Source organism: Arthrobacter pityocampae (genome assembly GCF_002927275.1).
GTDB lineage: Bacteria > Actinomycetota > Actinomycetes > Actinomycetales > Micrococcaceae > Arthrobacter_D > Arthrobacter_D pityocampae.
The window spans coordinates 166,525-180,086 of sequence record NZ_PRKW01000006.1; the positions used below are offsets into that span (position 1 = coordinate 166,525).

The 13,562-nt window shown below is 70.9% G+C and carries 13 protein-coding genes and 2 riboswitches; of the genes, 7 read left to right on the plus strand and 6 right to left on the minus strand.

Annotated features, from left to right (window positions below; genetic code table 11):
* Window positions 1–37: 37 nt before the first annotated feature.
* The gene (locus tag C4K88_RS14720) at window positions 38–922 is read left to right on the plus strand and encodes a DUF1206 domain-containing protein (RefSeq protein WP_241521989.1); all 885 of its coding nucleotides are present in this window, start codon (window positions 38–40) and stop codon (window positions 920–922) included.
* 3 nt (window positions 923–925) lie between these two features.
* Here C4K88_RS14720 and C4K88_RS14725 read toward each other — a convergent pair whose 3' ends face one another.
* Entirely contained in the window at window positions 926–1,342 is a 417-nt protein-coding gene (locus tag C4K88_RS14725; RefSeq protein WP_104122386.1) for a CoA-binding protein, read from the minus strand.
* A 256-nt stretch (window positions 1,343–1,598) separates the two neighbouring features.
* Between C4K88_RS14725 and C4K88_RS14730 the strand changes: the two genes are divergently transcribed.
* From C4K88_RS14730 to acs, 4 genes are all read left to right on the plus strand, one after another.
* The gene (locus C4K88_RS14730) at window positions 1,599–2,438 is read left to right on the plus strand and encodes an ABC transporter ATP-binding protein (protein WP_104122387.1); all 840 of its coding nucleotides are present in this window, start codon (window positions 1,599–1,601) and stop codon (window positions 2,436–2,438) included.
* Between the two features lie 106 nt (window positions 2,439–2,544).
* Window positions 2,545–3,582 carry an aliphatic sulfonate ABC transporter substrate-binding protein gene (locus C4K88_RS14735; protein WP_104122388.1) on the plus strand — a complete coding sequence of 346 codons (1,038 nt, stop codon included), beginning with the start codon at window positions 2,545–2,547 and terminating at the stop codon, window positions 3,580–3,582.
* Window positions 3,579–4,436, plus strand: coding sequence for an ABC transporter permease (locus C4K88_RS14740; RefSeq protein ID WP_104122389.1), 858 nt, complete (start codon window positions 3,579–3,581; stop codon window positions 4,434–4,436). The genes C4K88_RS14735 and C4K88_RS14740 overlap by 4 nt, the downstream gene beginning before the upstream one ends.
* Window positions 4,437–4,516: 80 nt before the next feature.
* Entirely contained in the window at window positions 4,517–6,433 is a 1,917-nt protein-coding gene (gene acs, locus C4K88_RS14745; protein ID WP_104122543.1) for an acetate--CoA ligase, read from the plus strand.
* A 91-nt stretch (window positions 6,434–6,524) separates the two neighbouring features.
* Here acs and C4K88_RS14750 read toward each other — a convergent pair whose 3' ends face one another.
* Both C4K88_RS14750 and C4K88_RS14755 read right to left on the minus strand, forming a co-directional pair.
* Window positions 6,525–7,457 (minus strand): LysM peptidoglycan-binding domain-containing protein, encoded by a 933-nt coding sequence (locus tag C4K88_RS14750; protein ID WP_104122390.1) that lies wholly within the window; start codon window positions 7,455–7,457, stop codon window positions 6,525–6,527.
* A 5-nt stretch (window positions 7,458–7,462) separates the two neighbouring features.
* Window positions 7,463–7,639: riboswitch (cyclic di-AMP (ydaO/yuaA leader) on the minus strand.
* A 123-nt stretch (window positions 7,640–7,762) separates the two neighbouring features.
* Window positions 7,763–7,993, minus strand: a complete 231-nt coding sequence (locus C4K88_RS14755) for a hypothetical protein (RefSeq protein ID WP_104122391.1) — start codon at window positions 7,991–7,993, stop codon at window positions 7,763–7,765.
* Between the two features lie 122 nt (window positions 7,994–8,115).
* A riboswitch (SAM riboswitch) is annotated at window positions 8,116–8,220 on the plus strand.
* An 88-nt stretch (window positions 8,221–8,308) separates the two neighbouring features.
* Between C4K88_RS14755 and C4K88_RS14760 the strand changes: the two genes are divergently transcribed.
* Both C4K88_RS14760 and C4K88_RS14765 read left to right on the plus strand, forming a co-directional pair.
* Complete coding sequence (locus C4K88_RS14760) at window positions 8,309–9,688, plus strand: O-acetylhomoserine aminocarboxypropyltransferase/cysteine synthase family protein (RefSeq protein WP_104122392.1); 1,380 nt, start codon at window positions 8,309–8,311, stop codon at window positions 9,686–9,688.
* On the plus strand, window positions 9,685–10,194 hold the full coding sequence (locus C4K88_RS14765; RefSeq protein WP_104122393.1) for a CoA-binding protein: 510 nt from the start codon (window positions 9,685–9,687) through the stop codon (window positions 10,192–10,194). Before C4K88_RS14760 ends, C4K88_RS14765 begins: the two co-directional genes overlap by 4 nt.
* Here C4K88_RS14765 and C4K88_RS14770 read toward each other — a convergent pair.
* The 3 genes from C4K88_RS14770 to mmsB all read right to left on the minus strand — a co-directional run bounded on the left by C4K88_RS14770 (window position 10,191) and on the right by mmsB (window position 13,558).
* Entirely contained in the window at window positions 10,191–11,558 is a 1,368-nt protein-coding gene (locus tag C4K88_RS14770) for a hypothetical protein (protein ID WP_104122394.1), read from the minus strand. The genes C4K88_RS14765 and C4K88_RS14770 overlap by 4 nt on opposite strands.
* On the minus strand, window positions 11,555–12,109 hold the full coding sequence (locus C4K88_RS14775) for an RNA polymerase sigma factor (protein WP_104122395.1): 555 nt from the start codon (window positions 12,107–12,109) through the stop codon (window positions 11,555–11,557). The genes C4K88_RS14770 and C4K88_RS14775 overlap by 4 nt, the downstream gene beginning before the upstream one ends.
* A 213-nt stretch (window positions 12,110–12,322) precedes the next feature.
* Window positions 12,323–13,558, minus strand: coding sequence for a multiple monosaccharide ABC transporter permease (mmsB, locus tag C4K88_RS14780; RefSeq protein WP_104122396.1), 1,236 nt, complete (start codon window positions 13,556–13,558; stop codon window positions 12,323–12,325).
* Window positions 13,559–13,562: the final 4 nt, after the last annotated feature.

Genomic DNA, 13,562 nt, shown 5'->3' on the forward strand with positions numbered 1-13,562 from the left:
GTGGCAGGATGGGGGTCAGACCGGCCCGGACGCGCCCATGACGTCCGCCCCGCCGATCGACGAGGAAAGCAGGAACACCATGGCACGAGGCTCCGGCACGCCGGGCAGGGACGCGGCGGACAAGGCATCCGATGCCGCGGAGGACGCGTCGAACTCCAAGGGACTGGAGGTCGCGGCCCGCGCCGGCTACGTTGCCGCCGGCGTCCTGCACATCCTGATCGGCCTCATCGCCCTCGGCCTGGCGCGCGGCGGCTCCGGTGAGGCCGACCAGAGCGGCGCGATGGGGCAACTGGTCGGCAGCCCCGGCGGCACCCTCCTCCTGTGGTTCTGCTTCATCGGCTGCATCGGCCTCGCCCTGTTCCAGCTCAGCGAGGTCTTCTTCGGCGCGAAGGGACTCAGCGACAAGGACAAGCTCAAGGCCCGCGCCAAGAGCGGCGGACAGGCCGCCGTGTACGCCGCGATCGGCGTGACGTTCGGGCGGTACGCGCTCGGCGGCTCGAGCGACAGCAGCAGCAGCGCGAGTTCGATGAGCGCCTCCCTCATGTCCAACCCGGCCGGGACCGCCCTCCTCCTCGCCGTGGGCGTCGGCATCCTCGTGGTCGGCGGGTACTTCGTCTACAGCGGGGCCACCCGGCACTTCCTCAAGAACCTCACCGGCCTCCCGTCGGGGCGGGCGGGCACCGCCGTCGTCGTACTCGGGATCGTGGGGTACATCGCGAAGGGCTTCGCCCTCGGCGTCCTCGGCGTCCTCATCGTCGTCGCTACGGTCACCAACAACCCCGAGCAGTCCACCGGGCTCGACGGCGCCCTGAAGTCAGTGCGCGACCAGCCCTTCGGCGTCTGGCTCCTCGGCGCCGTGGCGCTCGGGCTCATGGCGTACGGCGTCTTCATGGCGGTGCGGTCGAAGTACCAGCGCATGTAGGCGTCAGAGGCCGAGCGCCGGCGCCTCCATCGCGGGGCAGGTGTCCATGACGACGTCGAGCCCCGCCTCCGCGGCCCGGCGGGCGGCATCCTCGTCGATCACGCCGAGCTGCAGCCAGACGGCCTTCGCGCCGACGGCGATCGCCTGGTCCACGACGGCGCCCACCCGGGACGAGTTCACGAAGCAGTCGACGACGTCGATCGCGCCGGGGACGTCCGCGAGCCGCGTGTAGCCCTGCTGTCCGTGGACGTCGTCGCCCTTCAGGCTCACCGGGACGATCTCCATCCCGAGGCGGTCCTTCAGGAACAGCGACACCCCGACGGCGGCGCGGCGCGGGTTGTTCGACAGGCCCACGACCGCCCACCGGCCGTGCTCGGTCAGGAGCCGCCTGATGACCTGCGGATCGTTCTGGTGTGCCATGGCGCCTCCCGGTGTGTCCTGCCATTGTTACAGCGTTTGTTACACGCCCTATTTTGCTCCCGCGGGACCCCGGGCGTTTCATAGGAGTGACCATCCCGAGCGGCTGAGAGACCTGGATCAGTGAAGCCGCAGCAACCCTGGTCGTCCGCATCCCCCTGATGCCGGACGATATCGAGGTCCGAGCCACGGGAACCACCGGACACGGTGGGGAAGGCTCGGTCCGTAGGGTGCTACCGCCAGGACCGATGGAGACACCATGACCGCAGTTCTGGCACCCGGCAGCACCCAGTCCCACCGCAAACAGGCCCTCGGCGTCCGCTTCGCCGGGCTCGGGCGCAGTTTCGGCCCGTCCACGAACCGCCGCACCGTCCTCCGGCACGTCACGGTGGACGTGGAACCCGGCGAGATCCTCGCCATCCTCGGCACGAGCGGCTGCGGGAAGTCCACCCTGCTGCGCGCCGCCGCCGGTCTCGACATCCCCGACACCGGGCAGGTCCTGATCGACGGCACCCCCGTGACGGGCATCGACGAGCGCTGCGCCGTCGCCTTCCAGGAACCACGGCTGCTGCCGTGGCACACCCTGCAGGCCAACGTGGCGATCGGGCTCCCGAAGTCCTCCAGCGCCAGCGCCGGCAAGGCGAAGGTCCTCGAGTTGCTGAAGCTCGTGGGGCTCGACACCTTCGCGAAGCACCGCCCCCGCGAGGTCTCCGGCGGCATGGCCCAGCGGACCTCGCTCGCCCGCGCCCTGGCCCGCAACCCCGGCGTCCTGCTCCTCGACGAGCCCTTCGGCGCCCTCGACGCGCTCACCCGCATCCGGATGCAGGACCTCCTCCTGGACATCCACCGCGCGCAGCCCACCACGGTGCTGCTGGTCACGCACGACGTCGACGAAGCCCTCCAGCTCGCCGACCGGATCCTCGTGCTCGGCCGTGGAGACGCCCGCGGCGACACCCACGGTGATGGTCGCCGTCCGGAAGGGTCCACCGTCGCCGAACTCCTCCCCGTGCCCGGCGACCGGCCGCGCGACCGCAACTCCGCGGACCTCGGGGCGCTCCGCAGCACCCTGCTGTCGATGCTGGGCGTCACCGGGCACTAGGCCCGCCCACCCAGACCTCCCGCAGTGTCGCCGTCCTTGTGCTGCCTGCCTGCCGATGATCTTTCCTGCACCTCTCCCTGCACCTCCGCCCGACCGAAGGACCACCATGAAGCGCCACGCCCTCCTGCCCACCCTCGCCCTCACCGCCGCCCTCTCGGTCGGCCTCAGCGGCTGCCTCGCCGGCGAGAACGCCTCCGACACGCAGGCCGCGGCCGACGGCGGAACCCAGGGTGGCGAGCTGAACATCGACTTCGCCACCTACAACCCGCTGAGCCTGATCATCAAGGAGCAGGGCTGGCTCGAGGAGGAACTCGCCGACCAGGACATCACCGTGAACTGGGTACAGTCCGCCGGGTCGAACAAGGCCAACGAGGCGCTGCGCGCCGGGGCGATCGACGTGGGCTCCACCGCCGGGTCCGCCGCGCTGCTCGCCCGCTCCAACGGCTCCCCGATCAAGGCGATCGACATCTACTCGCAGCCCGAGTGGGCGGCCCTCGTCACACTCCCCGACTCCGGCATCACGAGCGTCGAGGACCTCCGCGGCAAGTCGGTCGCCGCGACCCGCGGGACCGACCCGTACTTCTTCCTCCTGCAGGCGCTCGAGGCCGCCGGCGTGGACCAGTCCGAGGTCACCATCGAGAACCTGCAGCACGCCGACGGCCGCGCAGCACTCGCGAGCGGCGCCGTCGACGCGTGGTCCGGCCTGGATCCGATCATGGCCGCCGCCGAACAGGACGGCGCGGAGCTCTTCTTCCGCGACATCGACTTCAACTCCTACGGCTTCCTCAACGCCACCGAGGACTTCCTCACGGAGAAGCCGGACATCGCCCAGACCGTGGTGGACGCCTACGAGAAGGCCCGGGAATGGGCGACGGAGAACCCCGAGGAGACCGCCGCCATCCTCGCCGAGGTGGCCGCGATCGACCCGGAGGTCGCCGAGTCGGTCATCATCGACCGCACGAATCTCGACGTCGACCCCGCCCCGGGCGACGCCCAGCGCAGCGTCCTCGAGAAGATCGGCCCCGTATTCGTCGAGACCGGCGACGTCCAGACCCAGGAGCAGATCGACGACGCCCTCGGCTCCCTGTTCGACGCCTCGCTCGTCGAGAACGCCGACCCGGCGTCCATCGGCTCCGGATCATGAGTGCCGACCACGCGACGCCGGTGAGCGCGCAGGGCCTCCAGGCGATCGGCGCGCCGGTATCCGGAGTGGAACCGCAGAAGGACGCCGGCCGGAGCAGGACGGCCCGGCGCACCGGGGTGATCCTGCTCGGGCTCATCGTCCCGGCGCTGATCCTGCTGGCCTGGCACCTCAGCACGGCGTCGGGCTTCTTCCGGCCGTCGCAGCTCCCCTCGCCGGCGTCGGTCCTGGCGGCCGCCGTCGACCTGGCCCAGCGCGGCCAGCTCGCCCCGCACATCCTGATCTCCACCCAGCGCGTCGTCCTCGGCTTCGTCATCGGGTCCCTGCTCGGCGTCCTGGCCGGCGCACTGCTGGGCCTGTCCCGCCTCGCGGACGTCCTGCTGACCCCCACCGTGGGCGCGCTGCGCGCCGTGCCGTCCCTGGCATGGGTCCCGCTGCTGGTGCTGTGGATCGGCATCAACGAGGACTCGAAGGTCACCCTGATCAGCATCGGCGCCTTCTTCCCCGTCTTCACCACGCTCTACCTCGGCCTGCGGCACGTGGACCGCAACCTCGTCGAGGCGGCGCGGGCGTTCGGGCTGGGCGGTCTCCGCCTGCTGACCACGGTGCAGCTGCCCGCCGTCGTCCCGGCCCTGTTCTCCGGCCTGCGGCTGGCCCTCGCGCAGTCGTGGCTGTTCCTCGTGGCCGCCGAGCTCATCGCGTCGTCGATGGGACTCGGCTTCCTGCTGACCGACTCGCAGCAGACGGGCCGCGTGGACCGCATTCTCCTCGCGATCATCCTGCTGGCCGTCATCGGCAAGACGACGGACGCGCTCCTCGGCATCGCCGAACGCTGGGCGGTGCGACGGTGGGCGTGAGGACGGGGGGCGCAAGAACGGTGGGCGCGGGCGCGAGCACGGCGACGACGGGTGCAGGTCCGGGCGCGGACCCAGCCGACGTGCCACGGAAGGAGGCCGACGCCCGGGACGAGGCCGAGCGCCTCGCGTTCTGGGCCGACCAGGCCGCCCGGCTCGAGTGGGAGACCCCTTGGCACACCGTGCACTCCTTCGAGCGGGCGCAGCCGCAACCGGACGGGACGCTCAGCATTCCCGCCATCGAGTGGTTCGCCGGCGGCACCCTGAACGTCGCCGTGAACTGCGTCGACCGGCACGTCCGGGCCGGGCGTGGCGCGAACGTCGCCCTCCACTTCGAGGGTGAGCCCGGGGACCGCCGCACCGTCACCTACGCGGACCTGCAGGACGAGGTGTCGCGGGCCGCGAATGCACTGCTGGCGCTGGGCATCGGGCGGGGAGACCGCGTGGTGATCTACCTGCCGGTCCTCGTCGAGACGGTGGTCATCACGCTCGCGTGCGCGCGGATCGGGGCCGTGCACTCGCTGGTCTTCGGCGGGTTCTCCGCGGAGGCGCTCCGCTTCCGCGTCGAGGACACCGGCGCGAAGCTGCTGGTCACCACCGACGGCCAGTTCCGGCGGGGCACCGCCGTCCCGGTGAAGGACAACGCCGACGCCGCCGTGGCCGGGGCGGACAGCATCGAGCACGTCCTCGTGGTGCGCCGTACGGGGAGCGACATCCGCTGGACCGAGGGTCGCGACGTGTGGTGGCACGACGTCGTCGACACCGCCTCCCCGGACCACGCACCGGAGGCGTTCGACGCCGAGACCCCGCTGTTCATCATGTACACGTCGGGGACCACCGGGAAGCCGAAGGGCCTGGTCCACACCTCGGGCGGCTACCTCACCCAGGCGTCGTGGAGTTTCGAGCACCTCTTCAGCCACCCGGACCCGGCGCTGCGCGACCGTGACGTCCACTGGTGCACCGCGGACCTCGCCTGGGTCACCGCCCACACCTACGAGCTGTACGGGCCGCTCTCCAACGGGGCCACGCAGGTGCTCTACGAGGGCACGCCGAACACACCCCATCCCGGGCGCCACCTCGAGGTCATCGAACGCTACGGCGTCACGAGCTACTACACCGCACCCACGCTGGTGCGTTCACTCATGGGCTGGTTCCCGGACGGCGTCCCTGCCTCCTACGACCTCTCGAGCATCCGGGTGCTCGGCACGGTCGGCGAGGCGGTCAACCCCGAGGCGTGGCGCTGGTTCCGCCGGAACCTCGGCCGCGACGAGGTGCCCGTCGTCGACACCTGGTGGCAGTCCGAGACCGGCGCCACCGTGCTCTCCCCGAGCCCCACCGACGCGGCCTTCAAGCCGGGGTGCGCGGCCCGGGCCCTGCCCGGGGTCAGTACGCGCATCGTCGACGAGGAGGGCAGGGCCGTCCCGCCGGGCGTCCAGGGTCTGATCGTCGTGGACCGTCACGGCCCGGCCATGGCGCGCACCGTGTGGGGAAATCCCCAGCGGTATCTGGACTCGTACTGGCGGACGTTCGCCGCGCAGGGCTGGTTCCTGGCCGGTGACGGCGCACGGTACGACGACGACGGCGACACTTGGATCCTGGGCCGCGTGGACGACGTCATCAACGTCTCGGGCCACCGGCTGTCCACGATCGAGATCGAATCGGCGCTCGTCGCCCACCCCCTCGTCACCGAGGCCGGCGCGTGCCCGGTCCCCGATCCGCTGACGGGTCACGCCATCGCGGCGTTCGTGGTGCTGGCGGCCGGCGCGGATCCGGACGAGGACGTCACCTCGACGCTCCGCGCACATGTTGCGGAGGCCATCGGGCCGATCGCGCGGCCGTCCGCCGTCGTCGTCGTCCCCGATGTGCCGAAGACACGCTCCGGCAAGATCATGCGCCGCCTGCTGACGCAGCTCTACGAGGGGTCGCCGCTCGGCGACACCACGTCCCTGCAGAATGAGGGATGCATCCCGGGGATCCAGGACGTGCTGGCCCGCCGCTGATGCCCCGTCCGAGGACGAGGCGTTAACAGAAGGAAGCGGCAGGAGCCCCGTCCAAGCTCCTGCCGCTTCCCGCGTGTGGTTCGTTCAGGTATTAGCCAGCAACCCGGACGAAGGAGGCTCCCGGAAGATCCGAGAGGGGGTGCTGCATGGTGCCGTTGACGCCGTTCATGCCACCGCTGATGACCTGGCCGCCACCGACGTAGATGGCCACGTGGCCGCCGGTGATGACGAGGTCACCCGGTGCCGGGGTTCCCACGGTCGAGCCGAACTGGAAGAACTGCGAGGGGCCGAGATCGCCGACGGCGATACCGGCCGACCGCAGGGCCTTCTCGACCATTGCGGTGCAGTCCTGGGTGGTGCCGATCTGCGACTGGGCGGAGGCCACCAGGGTGCCGGCGACGCCGGAAGCAGGCGCGATCTTCTTGATGCCGGCGGACTGCAGGGTCACCTGCGGTGCCGGCGCCTGGGCGGGAGCGATGGCTGCGGCCTGCTGGACCGGCGCCGCGGGGGCGGCCGGAGCCACGAATGCGGCCGGTGCAGCCTGGGGGGCGGGCACGGTGACCGAGACCGTCTTCACGGAAGCCGCAGCAGCGCCGCCCGTGGGGATGGTGATGGTGTCGCCCGGGAAGATGATCGACGAGACGGACAGGCCGTTCGCCGTGAGGAGGGCGTTCAGGTCGACGCCGTAGCGTGCCGAGACGGCGCCCAGGGTGTCGCCGGCGACGACGGTGTGCGTCGAGGCTGCGACCGTGGTCTTCGCGGCGGGGGCAGCCGGGGCTGCGACGGTGGCGGGGGCGGCCGGGGCTGCGACAGCGGCGGGGGCCGGCGTCGTGCTCTGGGCGGTGTACTCACCGGCGTTGGCGGTGCCCACGGCGGTGAGGGCGAGGCCCGAGGTGACGGCGGCGATGGCGACAGGACGGCCGACAGCGGCGGCGTGGGTCTTGGCTGCGCGGGACAGGCCCTGAAGTGCGAGGTTGCCCTCGACGTCGGCACGGTGGCGCGGTGAAGTGGTCTTACGTGACATGGTGTTGTACCTCTCCCATGCCTGCGGGGTGAGCTGTCGGGTTCGGATGGGAGTCACCCGGCCGTGTGCGTCACCCGTGGGTGCTGCGGTACGACTTAACCCCGAGGACGCCTGCAGGTTGCCCTGCGCGCCCGGTGGAACTGGTGGTTCCCCCGTCCCTGCCTTCGTGGTTGCGAACGAGTCCCGGACGACGGCAGGGCTCGGCAATCCGTCCAGGAGCGCCCCACGGTCGCGGAGGCACTCGCTGACAATACCCAGCACTTCGCCGATTTGTCACATTTAGATAACGGGATGTAGGGTGCCCCTCAGCCGCGCAGGGCCCGCCAGCGACGAAGCGCGACAACCGTCCCGGCAGCACTGAGCGCGAGCAGCACGGCCTGCTGGACGTAGAACCCTTCGTCGCCCGTCCCTCCGGGGCCGCCGACGGCCACGAGGATGCTGCTCGCCAGGGTGAGCGTCAGCGCGACGCCGACGCACCAGAGGGTGTGCCACAGCCTCCGGTCCTGCGCCCGGTTCGCCGATCTCCAGTTCTCCACCCCTCCACCCTAGGCGCCGCACCGCGGGTCCATGCCACCCCCGTATGGCGCCGTCCGCGCGCCCGCGCCTCACACGGGGACACATGGTTTGGTTCTGTGCCGGCCCGGTGTCAGACTCGACCCGACCATCCCGAGCGGCTGAGAGATCTGGCTCACTGACGCCGCAGCAACCCTGGCCTCCGCGTCCACGCGGCGACATGAGGGTGCTACTGCCAGACCGATGGAGGGAAGCATGAGCATTGCCACAGCCGCCTTCGGCTCCCGCCTCGATCCTCGATCCTTCGCACTCCCCCGATCCAGCAAGGCAGGTGCCTGATGGCAGAACGTTCCTTCGGTTTCCGCACGCGCGCACTCCACGCGGGCGGCACCCCCGACGCCACCCACGGGGCCCGGGCCGTCCCGATCTACCAGACGACGTCGTTCGTCTTCAAGGACACCAACGACGCCGCGAACCTCTTCGCGCTGCAGAAGTACGGCAACATCTACTCGCGGATCGGCAACCCCACGGTCGCCGCGTTCGAGGAGCGCATCGCGTCCCTCGAGGGCGGGATCGGGGCGGTGGCGACGGCGTCGGGCATGAGCGCGGAGTTCATCACCTTCGCGGCGCTCTGCCAGGCCGGGGACCACATAGTCGCCGCGTCGCAGCTGTACGGCGGCACGGTCACCCAGCTCGACGTCACGCTCCGCCGGTTCGGGATCGAGACCACCTTCGTCCCCGGGACGGACCCCGCGGACTACGCCGCCGCGATCCGGGACAACACCCGGGCGGTCTACGCCGAGGTGATCGCGAACCCGTCCGGCGAGATCGCGGACCTCGCGGGCCTCGCGAAGGTCGCCCACGACGCCGGCGTCCCCTTCATCGTGGACTCCACGCTCAGCACGCCCTACCTGGTGCGCCCCATCGAGCACGGCGCGGACATCGTCATCCACTCGGCCACCAAGTTCATCGGCGGGCACGGCACCACGCTCGGCGGCGTGATCGTGGAGAGCGGGCGCTTCGACTGGGGCAACGGCAAGTTCCCCATGATGACCGAACCCGTGCCCTCCTACGGCAACATCCAGTGGTGGGCGAACTTCGGGGAGTACGGGTTCCTGACCAAGCTGCGCACCGAACAGCTCCGCGACATCGGGCCCTCCCTCTCGCCGATGTCCGCCTTCCAGCTCCTGCAGGGGGTCGAGACCCTCGCGCAGCGCCTGGACGAGCACCTCGAGAACGCGCAGGCCGTCGCGGAATGGCTGCACGCCGATCCGCGGGTGGAGTACGTCAACTACGCCGGGCTCCCCACTCACGCGCACCACGAGCGGGCGAAGACCTACCTGCCGCAGGGTCCCGGCTCCGTGTTCAGCTTCGGCATCAGGGGCGGGCGCAAGGCGGGGCAGAAGTTCATCGAGTCGCTGCAGCTGGCCTCGCACCTCGCGAACGTGGGCGACGCCCGCACCCTCGTGATCCACCCGGGCTCGACGACGCACCAGCAGCTCTCGGCCGAGCAGCTCGCCGCCGCGGGCGTGCCCGAGGACCTCGTGCGCATCTCCGTGGGCCTGGAGGACCTCGAGGACATCCTCTGGGACCTGGACCAGGCCCTGGACATCGCGGTGAACGCCTCCGACGCCGCGTTCGAGGATCTACCGCAGGAAGCGGCCGGAGAGGACGACGACGACGCCTCGGCGTCACGGGCAGTGGGAGTGGGAGCATGAGCGGCACAGACAATACGACACAGGACCGGACCTGGGAGGGGCCGACGGCACCCGAACGGCTGAACCTGCTGAGGACTGCGCGATCGGTCGCGATCGTCGGCGCGTCGGACAAACCCTCGCGTGCGTCCTACTTCGTCGCGACCTACCTGCAGTCCTCCTCCCCCTACCGCCTGTACTTCGTGAATCCGGTGGCGAAGGAGATCCTCGGCCAGCCGGCCTACGCGTCGCTGAAGGACCTGCCGGAGGTGCCCGACGTCGTCGACGTGTTCCGCCGGCACGACGACCTGCCTTCGGTGCTGCAGGAAACCCTCGACGTCGGTGCGAAGACACTCTGGCTGCAGCTCGGGTCGTGGCACGAGGGCGTCGCACGCGACGCCGAGGCCGCGGGCCTGGACGTGGTGATGGACCGGTGCATCAAGATCGAGCACGCACGCTTCCACGGCGGGCTCAACCTCGCCGGGTTCAACACCGGCGTCATCTCCTCGAAGCGGCAGATCACCTCCTAGCGGAGGCCGGACGCTCCCGCAGGACCAGCGGCCGGGGCTGGTGCGGGCACGGGCGCCTGCTCCTCCGCCTCGGGGTTCTCCGGGGCCGGTGCGGGCGCCTGCTCCTCCGCACCGCGGGTCTCCGCGGTCGGTGCGGGCATCGACGTCGACGCCCCGGCTCCGGGGTCCCCCGAGGCAGGCCGATCGGGGTCCTCGGGCGCGGAAGGGATGCTCCCGGGGTCGCCGGCCGGCGCGAGGAGCCAGGCCCTGCCCGGCGCGGCAGGCGTGTTCTCCGCGGGCGATGCACCCGCCCCCTGCGACCCGGCATCCAGGCCGCCCGACTGTTCCTGCCCAGGCTGCCTCATCTGCCGGACCTCGTGACCCGACTTGTCCGCTTTGCCGTTCCCGGACGCCGGGCTGTGAGGCGCCTTCCCGCTCCCGGGAACCGGCGCCCCCGGAGTGTGGCTTCCGGGCGCGGGGCTCTCGGGCGCACGGCTCTCGGGCGCACGGCTCTCGGGCGCCGGGCTGTGAGGCGCCGGCGCCGAGCGACGCTCACGCCCGGGCGCCGGCGCAGATCCTGCCGGGGCGACGGGGGACGCTGCCGCCCGTGGGACGGCGTGAGGAGCCGCGGCCGGGCCAGCGACGGGGTCCGCGACGGGCGGCGCCTGGCGGGCAGGGACGGCGGCAGGGGGCACCACAGCAGGCGGCGGGTCCGCGCGCTGCACGGTGTCCCCTGGAGCCCGTGGCGCGGTGTGCACCGGACGGCGCGTCGCAGGCGCCGCGGACGGCCCTGCCTCCACTGCGGACGGACGGGCGCCGGCTGCGGACGGAGGGGCGTCGGCGGCCCGGCCCACCGCGACCGACGGGGCCGGACGCGAGGGGTCCGCGACCGACGGCGACGGAACCGTAGATGGCTCGGTGACCGACCGCGACGGTGCCGGGACAGCGGTCGCGTGCGACGGCGCCGGGATTTCCGCTGGGGTGACGACGCCGCGTCCGCCGTCGTCCGGCCCCGCCATCGCGCCGGGAAGAGGCTGCGCCCGATCGGCACTGTCCCGGATGGTGAAGCGGGCGATCGATTCGACGGCCTCGGTGAGGCCGTCTGTGAGATGGAACGTGCCGGCGGCAACGCCGGACATGCCGACCCCCATGGATACGGCCAGGGCTCCTCCGATGAACGTGATCCGCCGTTTGTTGCGGCGGGCCGGTGGTGCCTTGCCGCCGGCGGCCATCAGCTGGGCGAGTTCGGCGGTCACCTCGGGTGCAGGCCCTGCCCCGAGGGCGCCGATGGTCTTCACGGCGCGCACGAGGGCGGGGTCCTCGGCGATGCCGGCCTCGTCGAGGAGATGCAGCACGGCGTCCGGCGGCGTCTCACGTCCAGTCATTGCGCTTCCGATTCATCGAGGTGAACGAGTTCCTTCAGCCTGAGCAGTCCCCGCCGTTGCAGCTGCTTCACTGATCCTGCCGATTTCCCGAGGATCTCCGCGACCTGGTCGATCGGCAGCTCCGCCACGATCCGCAGGAGGATGACCTCGCGCTGGTCCGGGCTGAGCTGCTCGAGCAGTCCACCGGCCCCGCCGAGGTCCAGGTCGCGGAGCGCGACCGCCTCCGCGGAGTCGGCGGTCCGGGGATCGCCGTCGACCTCGTAGCCCACCAGGACGGGCGCCCGTGTTCTCTTCCGCACCTCGTCCACGAGGCGCGCGTGGGCGACGGAGAAGGTGAACGTGCGCAGCCCCGGCAGCCCTCCCGTGACCGACTCCAGCCTGGAGAAGACCGCGAGGAAGACTTCCTGGGTAAGAGCCTCCGGGTCCGCGGACCCGCGTCCCACGAAGTACCCCAGGACGGCGGGACTCAGTGATTGGTAGATCAGGGACAGGGCCGCGGGTTCGCCTGTCTGAGCGCGGGAGAGCGCATCGTCAGGCAGCGTCGAGACCACGTTTCATCTATTCCTTGTTCGAGCGGGACGGCGTCACCATCGTAACCGTCGCCTCCCGACCGGGCCGGGAGCCCGCCGTGCAGGTGCAAAAAAGGCCGCACCGAGGCCCGTTGGGGGATAAGCCTCGGTGCGGCGCTTTCAGTCAGGTAATCGACCGGGGATCGGGAAAGGTTACGCCCGACCCGTTCTTTTCCAAGATCTTTCTGTGGAGCCCTACTTCAGGGCGTTCGAGGCGCGTCGCTTGTTGAACACGTCGAACCCGACGGCGAGCAGGAGCACCATGCCCTTGATGAACTGCTGGACGTCGATCCCCACCCCGAGCAGCGACATCCCGTTGTTGAGCACGCCCATGATCAGACCACCGGTGATGGCCCCGATCACGGTTCCCACGCCGCCGGTCACCGCTGCTCCGCCGATGAACGCGGCCGCGATGGCGTCGAGCTCGAACAGGTTGCCCGCCCCCGGGCCGGCCGAGTTGAGGCGGCCGGTGAAGATGAGCCCGGCCAGCGCGGCCAGCACACCCATGTTGACGAAGAGCATGAAGTCGATGCGCCTGGTGTTGATGCCGGAGAGCTGAGCTGCCTGCAGGTTGCCGCCGAGGGCGTAGATGTGGCGGCCGAAGACGGAGTTGTTCATCACGGCGCTGTAGCCGACGATCAGCACACCCAGGACCACCAGCACGATCGGCGTCCCGCTGCGTGAGCTCGCGAGCAGATAGGTCAGGCCGAGGATGATCGCCACGATGAACGCGAGCTTCGTGACGAACCAGGCCTGCGGCTCGTCCTCGAGCTGCAGGCGGGCCCGGGTGGCGCGCCCGCGGAGCTGGGTCACGACGAGGAGCACGACGGCGATGACGCCGAGGCCCACGGTGGTCCAGTCGAGCAGGTTCGTCTCGGCCGGGAACAATCCGGGGAACAGGAAGCCTCCGCCGAGCTGGCGGTATTCCTCGGGGAAGCCGGTGATGCGCTGGTTCCCGAGCACGATCTGCGTGAGACCGCGGAACACGAGCATGCCGGCGAGGGTGACGATGAACGCCGGGATCCCCACGTAGGCCACCCAGAAGCCCTGCCAGGCACCCACCAGCCCGCCGATGACCATCGAGGCGACGAACGCCGCCCACCAGGGGAAGTTCCAGTCCTGCACCATGATGCCGGACATGGCGCCCACGAACGCCGCCACCGAGCCGACCGACAGGTCGATGTGCCCGGCCACGATGATCATGACCATGCCGATGGCGAGCAGGAGGATGTAGCTGTTCTGCACGATGATGTTCGAGACGTTGTCCGGCTGCAGCAGCGCGCCGCCGGTCAGTACCTGGAACAGGGTGACGATCACGAGGAGCGCCACGAAGATGCCGATCTGACGGAGCCTCCCCGCGAGGAAGGACACCCCGTCCTTCACGGTGGGGGGCGGCGTCGAGACGACGGGGTCCTTGACGGTGGTTGCCATGGAA

What these genes read in the sequence shown, in the direction of transcription:
- C4K88_RS14720 (WP_241521989.1), top strand. Translation starts at nt 38, where the DNA reads ATGACGTCCGCCCCGCCGATCGACGAGGAAAGCAGGAACACCATGGCA.
- C4K88_RS14725 (WP_104122386.1), bottom strand. Translation starts at nt 1,342, where the DNA reads ATGGCACACCAGAACGATCCGCAGGTCATCAGGCGGCTCCTGACCGAG.
- C4K88_RS14730 (WP_104122387.1), top strand. Translation starts at nt 1,599, where the DNA reads ATGACCGCAGTTCTGGCACCCGGCAGCACCCAGTCCCACCGCAAACAG.
- C4K88_RS14735 (WP_104122388.1), top strand. Translation starts at nt 2,545, where the DNA reads ATGAAGCGCCACGCCCTCCTGCCCACCCTCGCCCTCACCGCCGCCCTC.
- C4K88_RS14740 (WP_104122389.1), top strand. Translation starts at nt 3,579, where the DNA reads ATGAGTGCCGACCACGCGACGCCGGTGAGCGCGCAGGGCCTCCAGGCG.
- C4K88_RS14750 (WP_104122390.1), bottom strand. Translation starts at nt 7,457, where the DNA reads ATGTCACGTAAGACCACTTCACCGCGCCACCGTGCCGACGTCGAGGGC.
- C4K88_RS14760 (WP_104122392.1), top strand. Translation starts at nt 8,309, where the DNA reads ATGGCAGAACGTTCCTTCGGTTTCCGCACGCGCGCACTCCACGCGGGC.
- C4K88_RS14765 (WP_104122393.1), top strand. Translation starts at nt 9,685, where the DNA reads ATGAGCGGCACAGACAATACGACACAGGACCGGACCTGGGAGGGGCCG.
- C4K88_RS14770 (WP_104122394.1), bottom strand. Translation starts at nt 11,558, where the DNA reads ATGACTGGACGTGAGACGCCGCCGGACGCCGTGCTGCATCTCCTCGAC.
- mmsB (WP_104122396.1), bottom strand. Translation starts at nt 13,558, where the DNA reads ATGGCAACCACCGTCAAGGACCCCGTCGTCTCGACGCCGCCCCCCACC.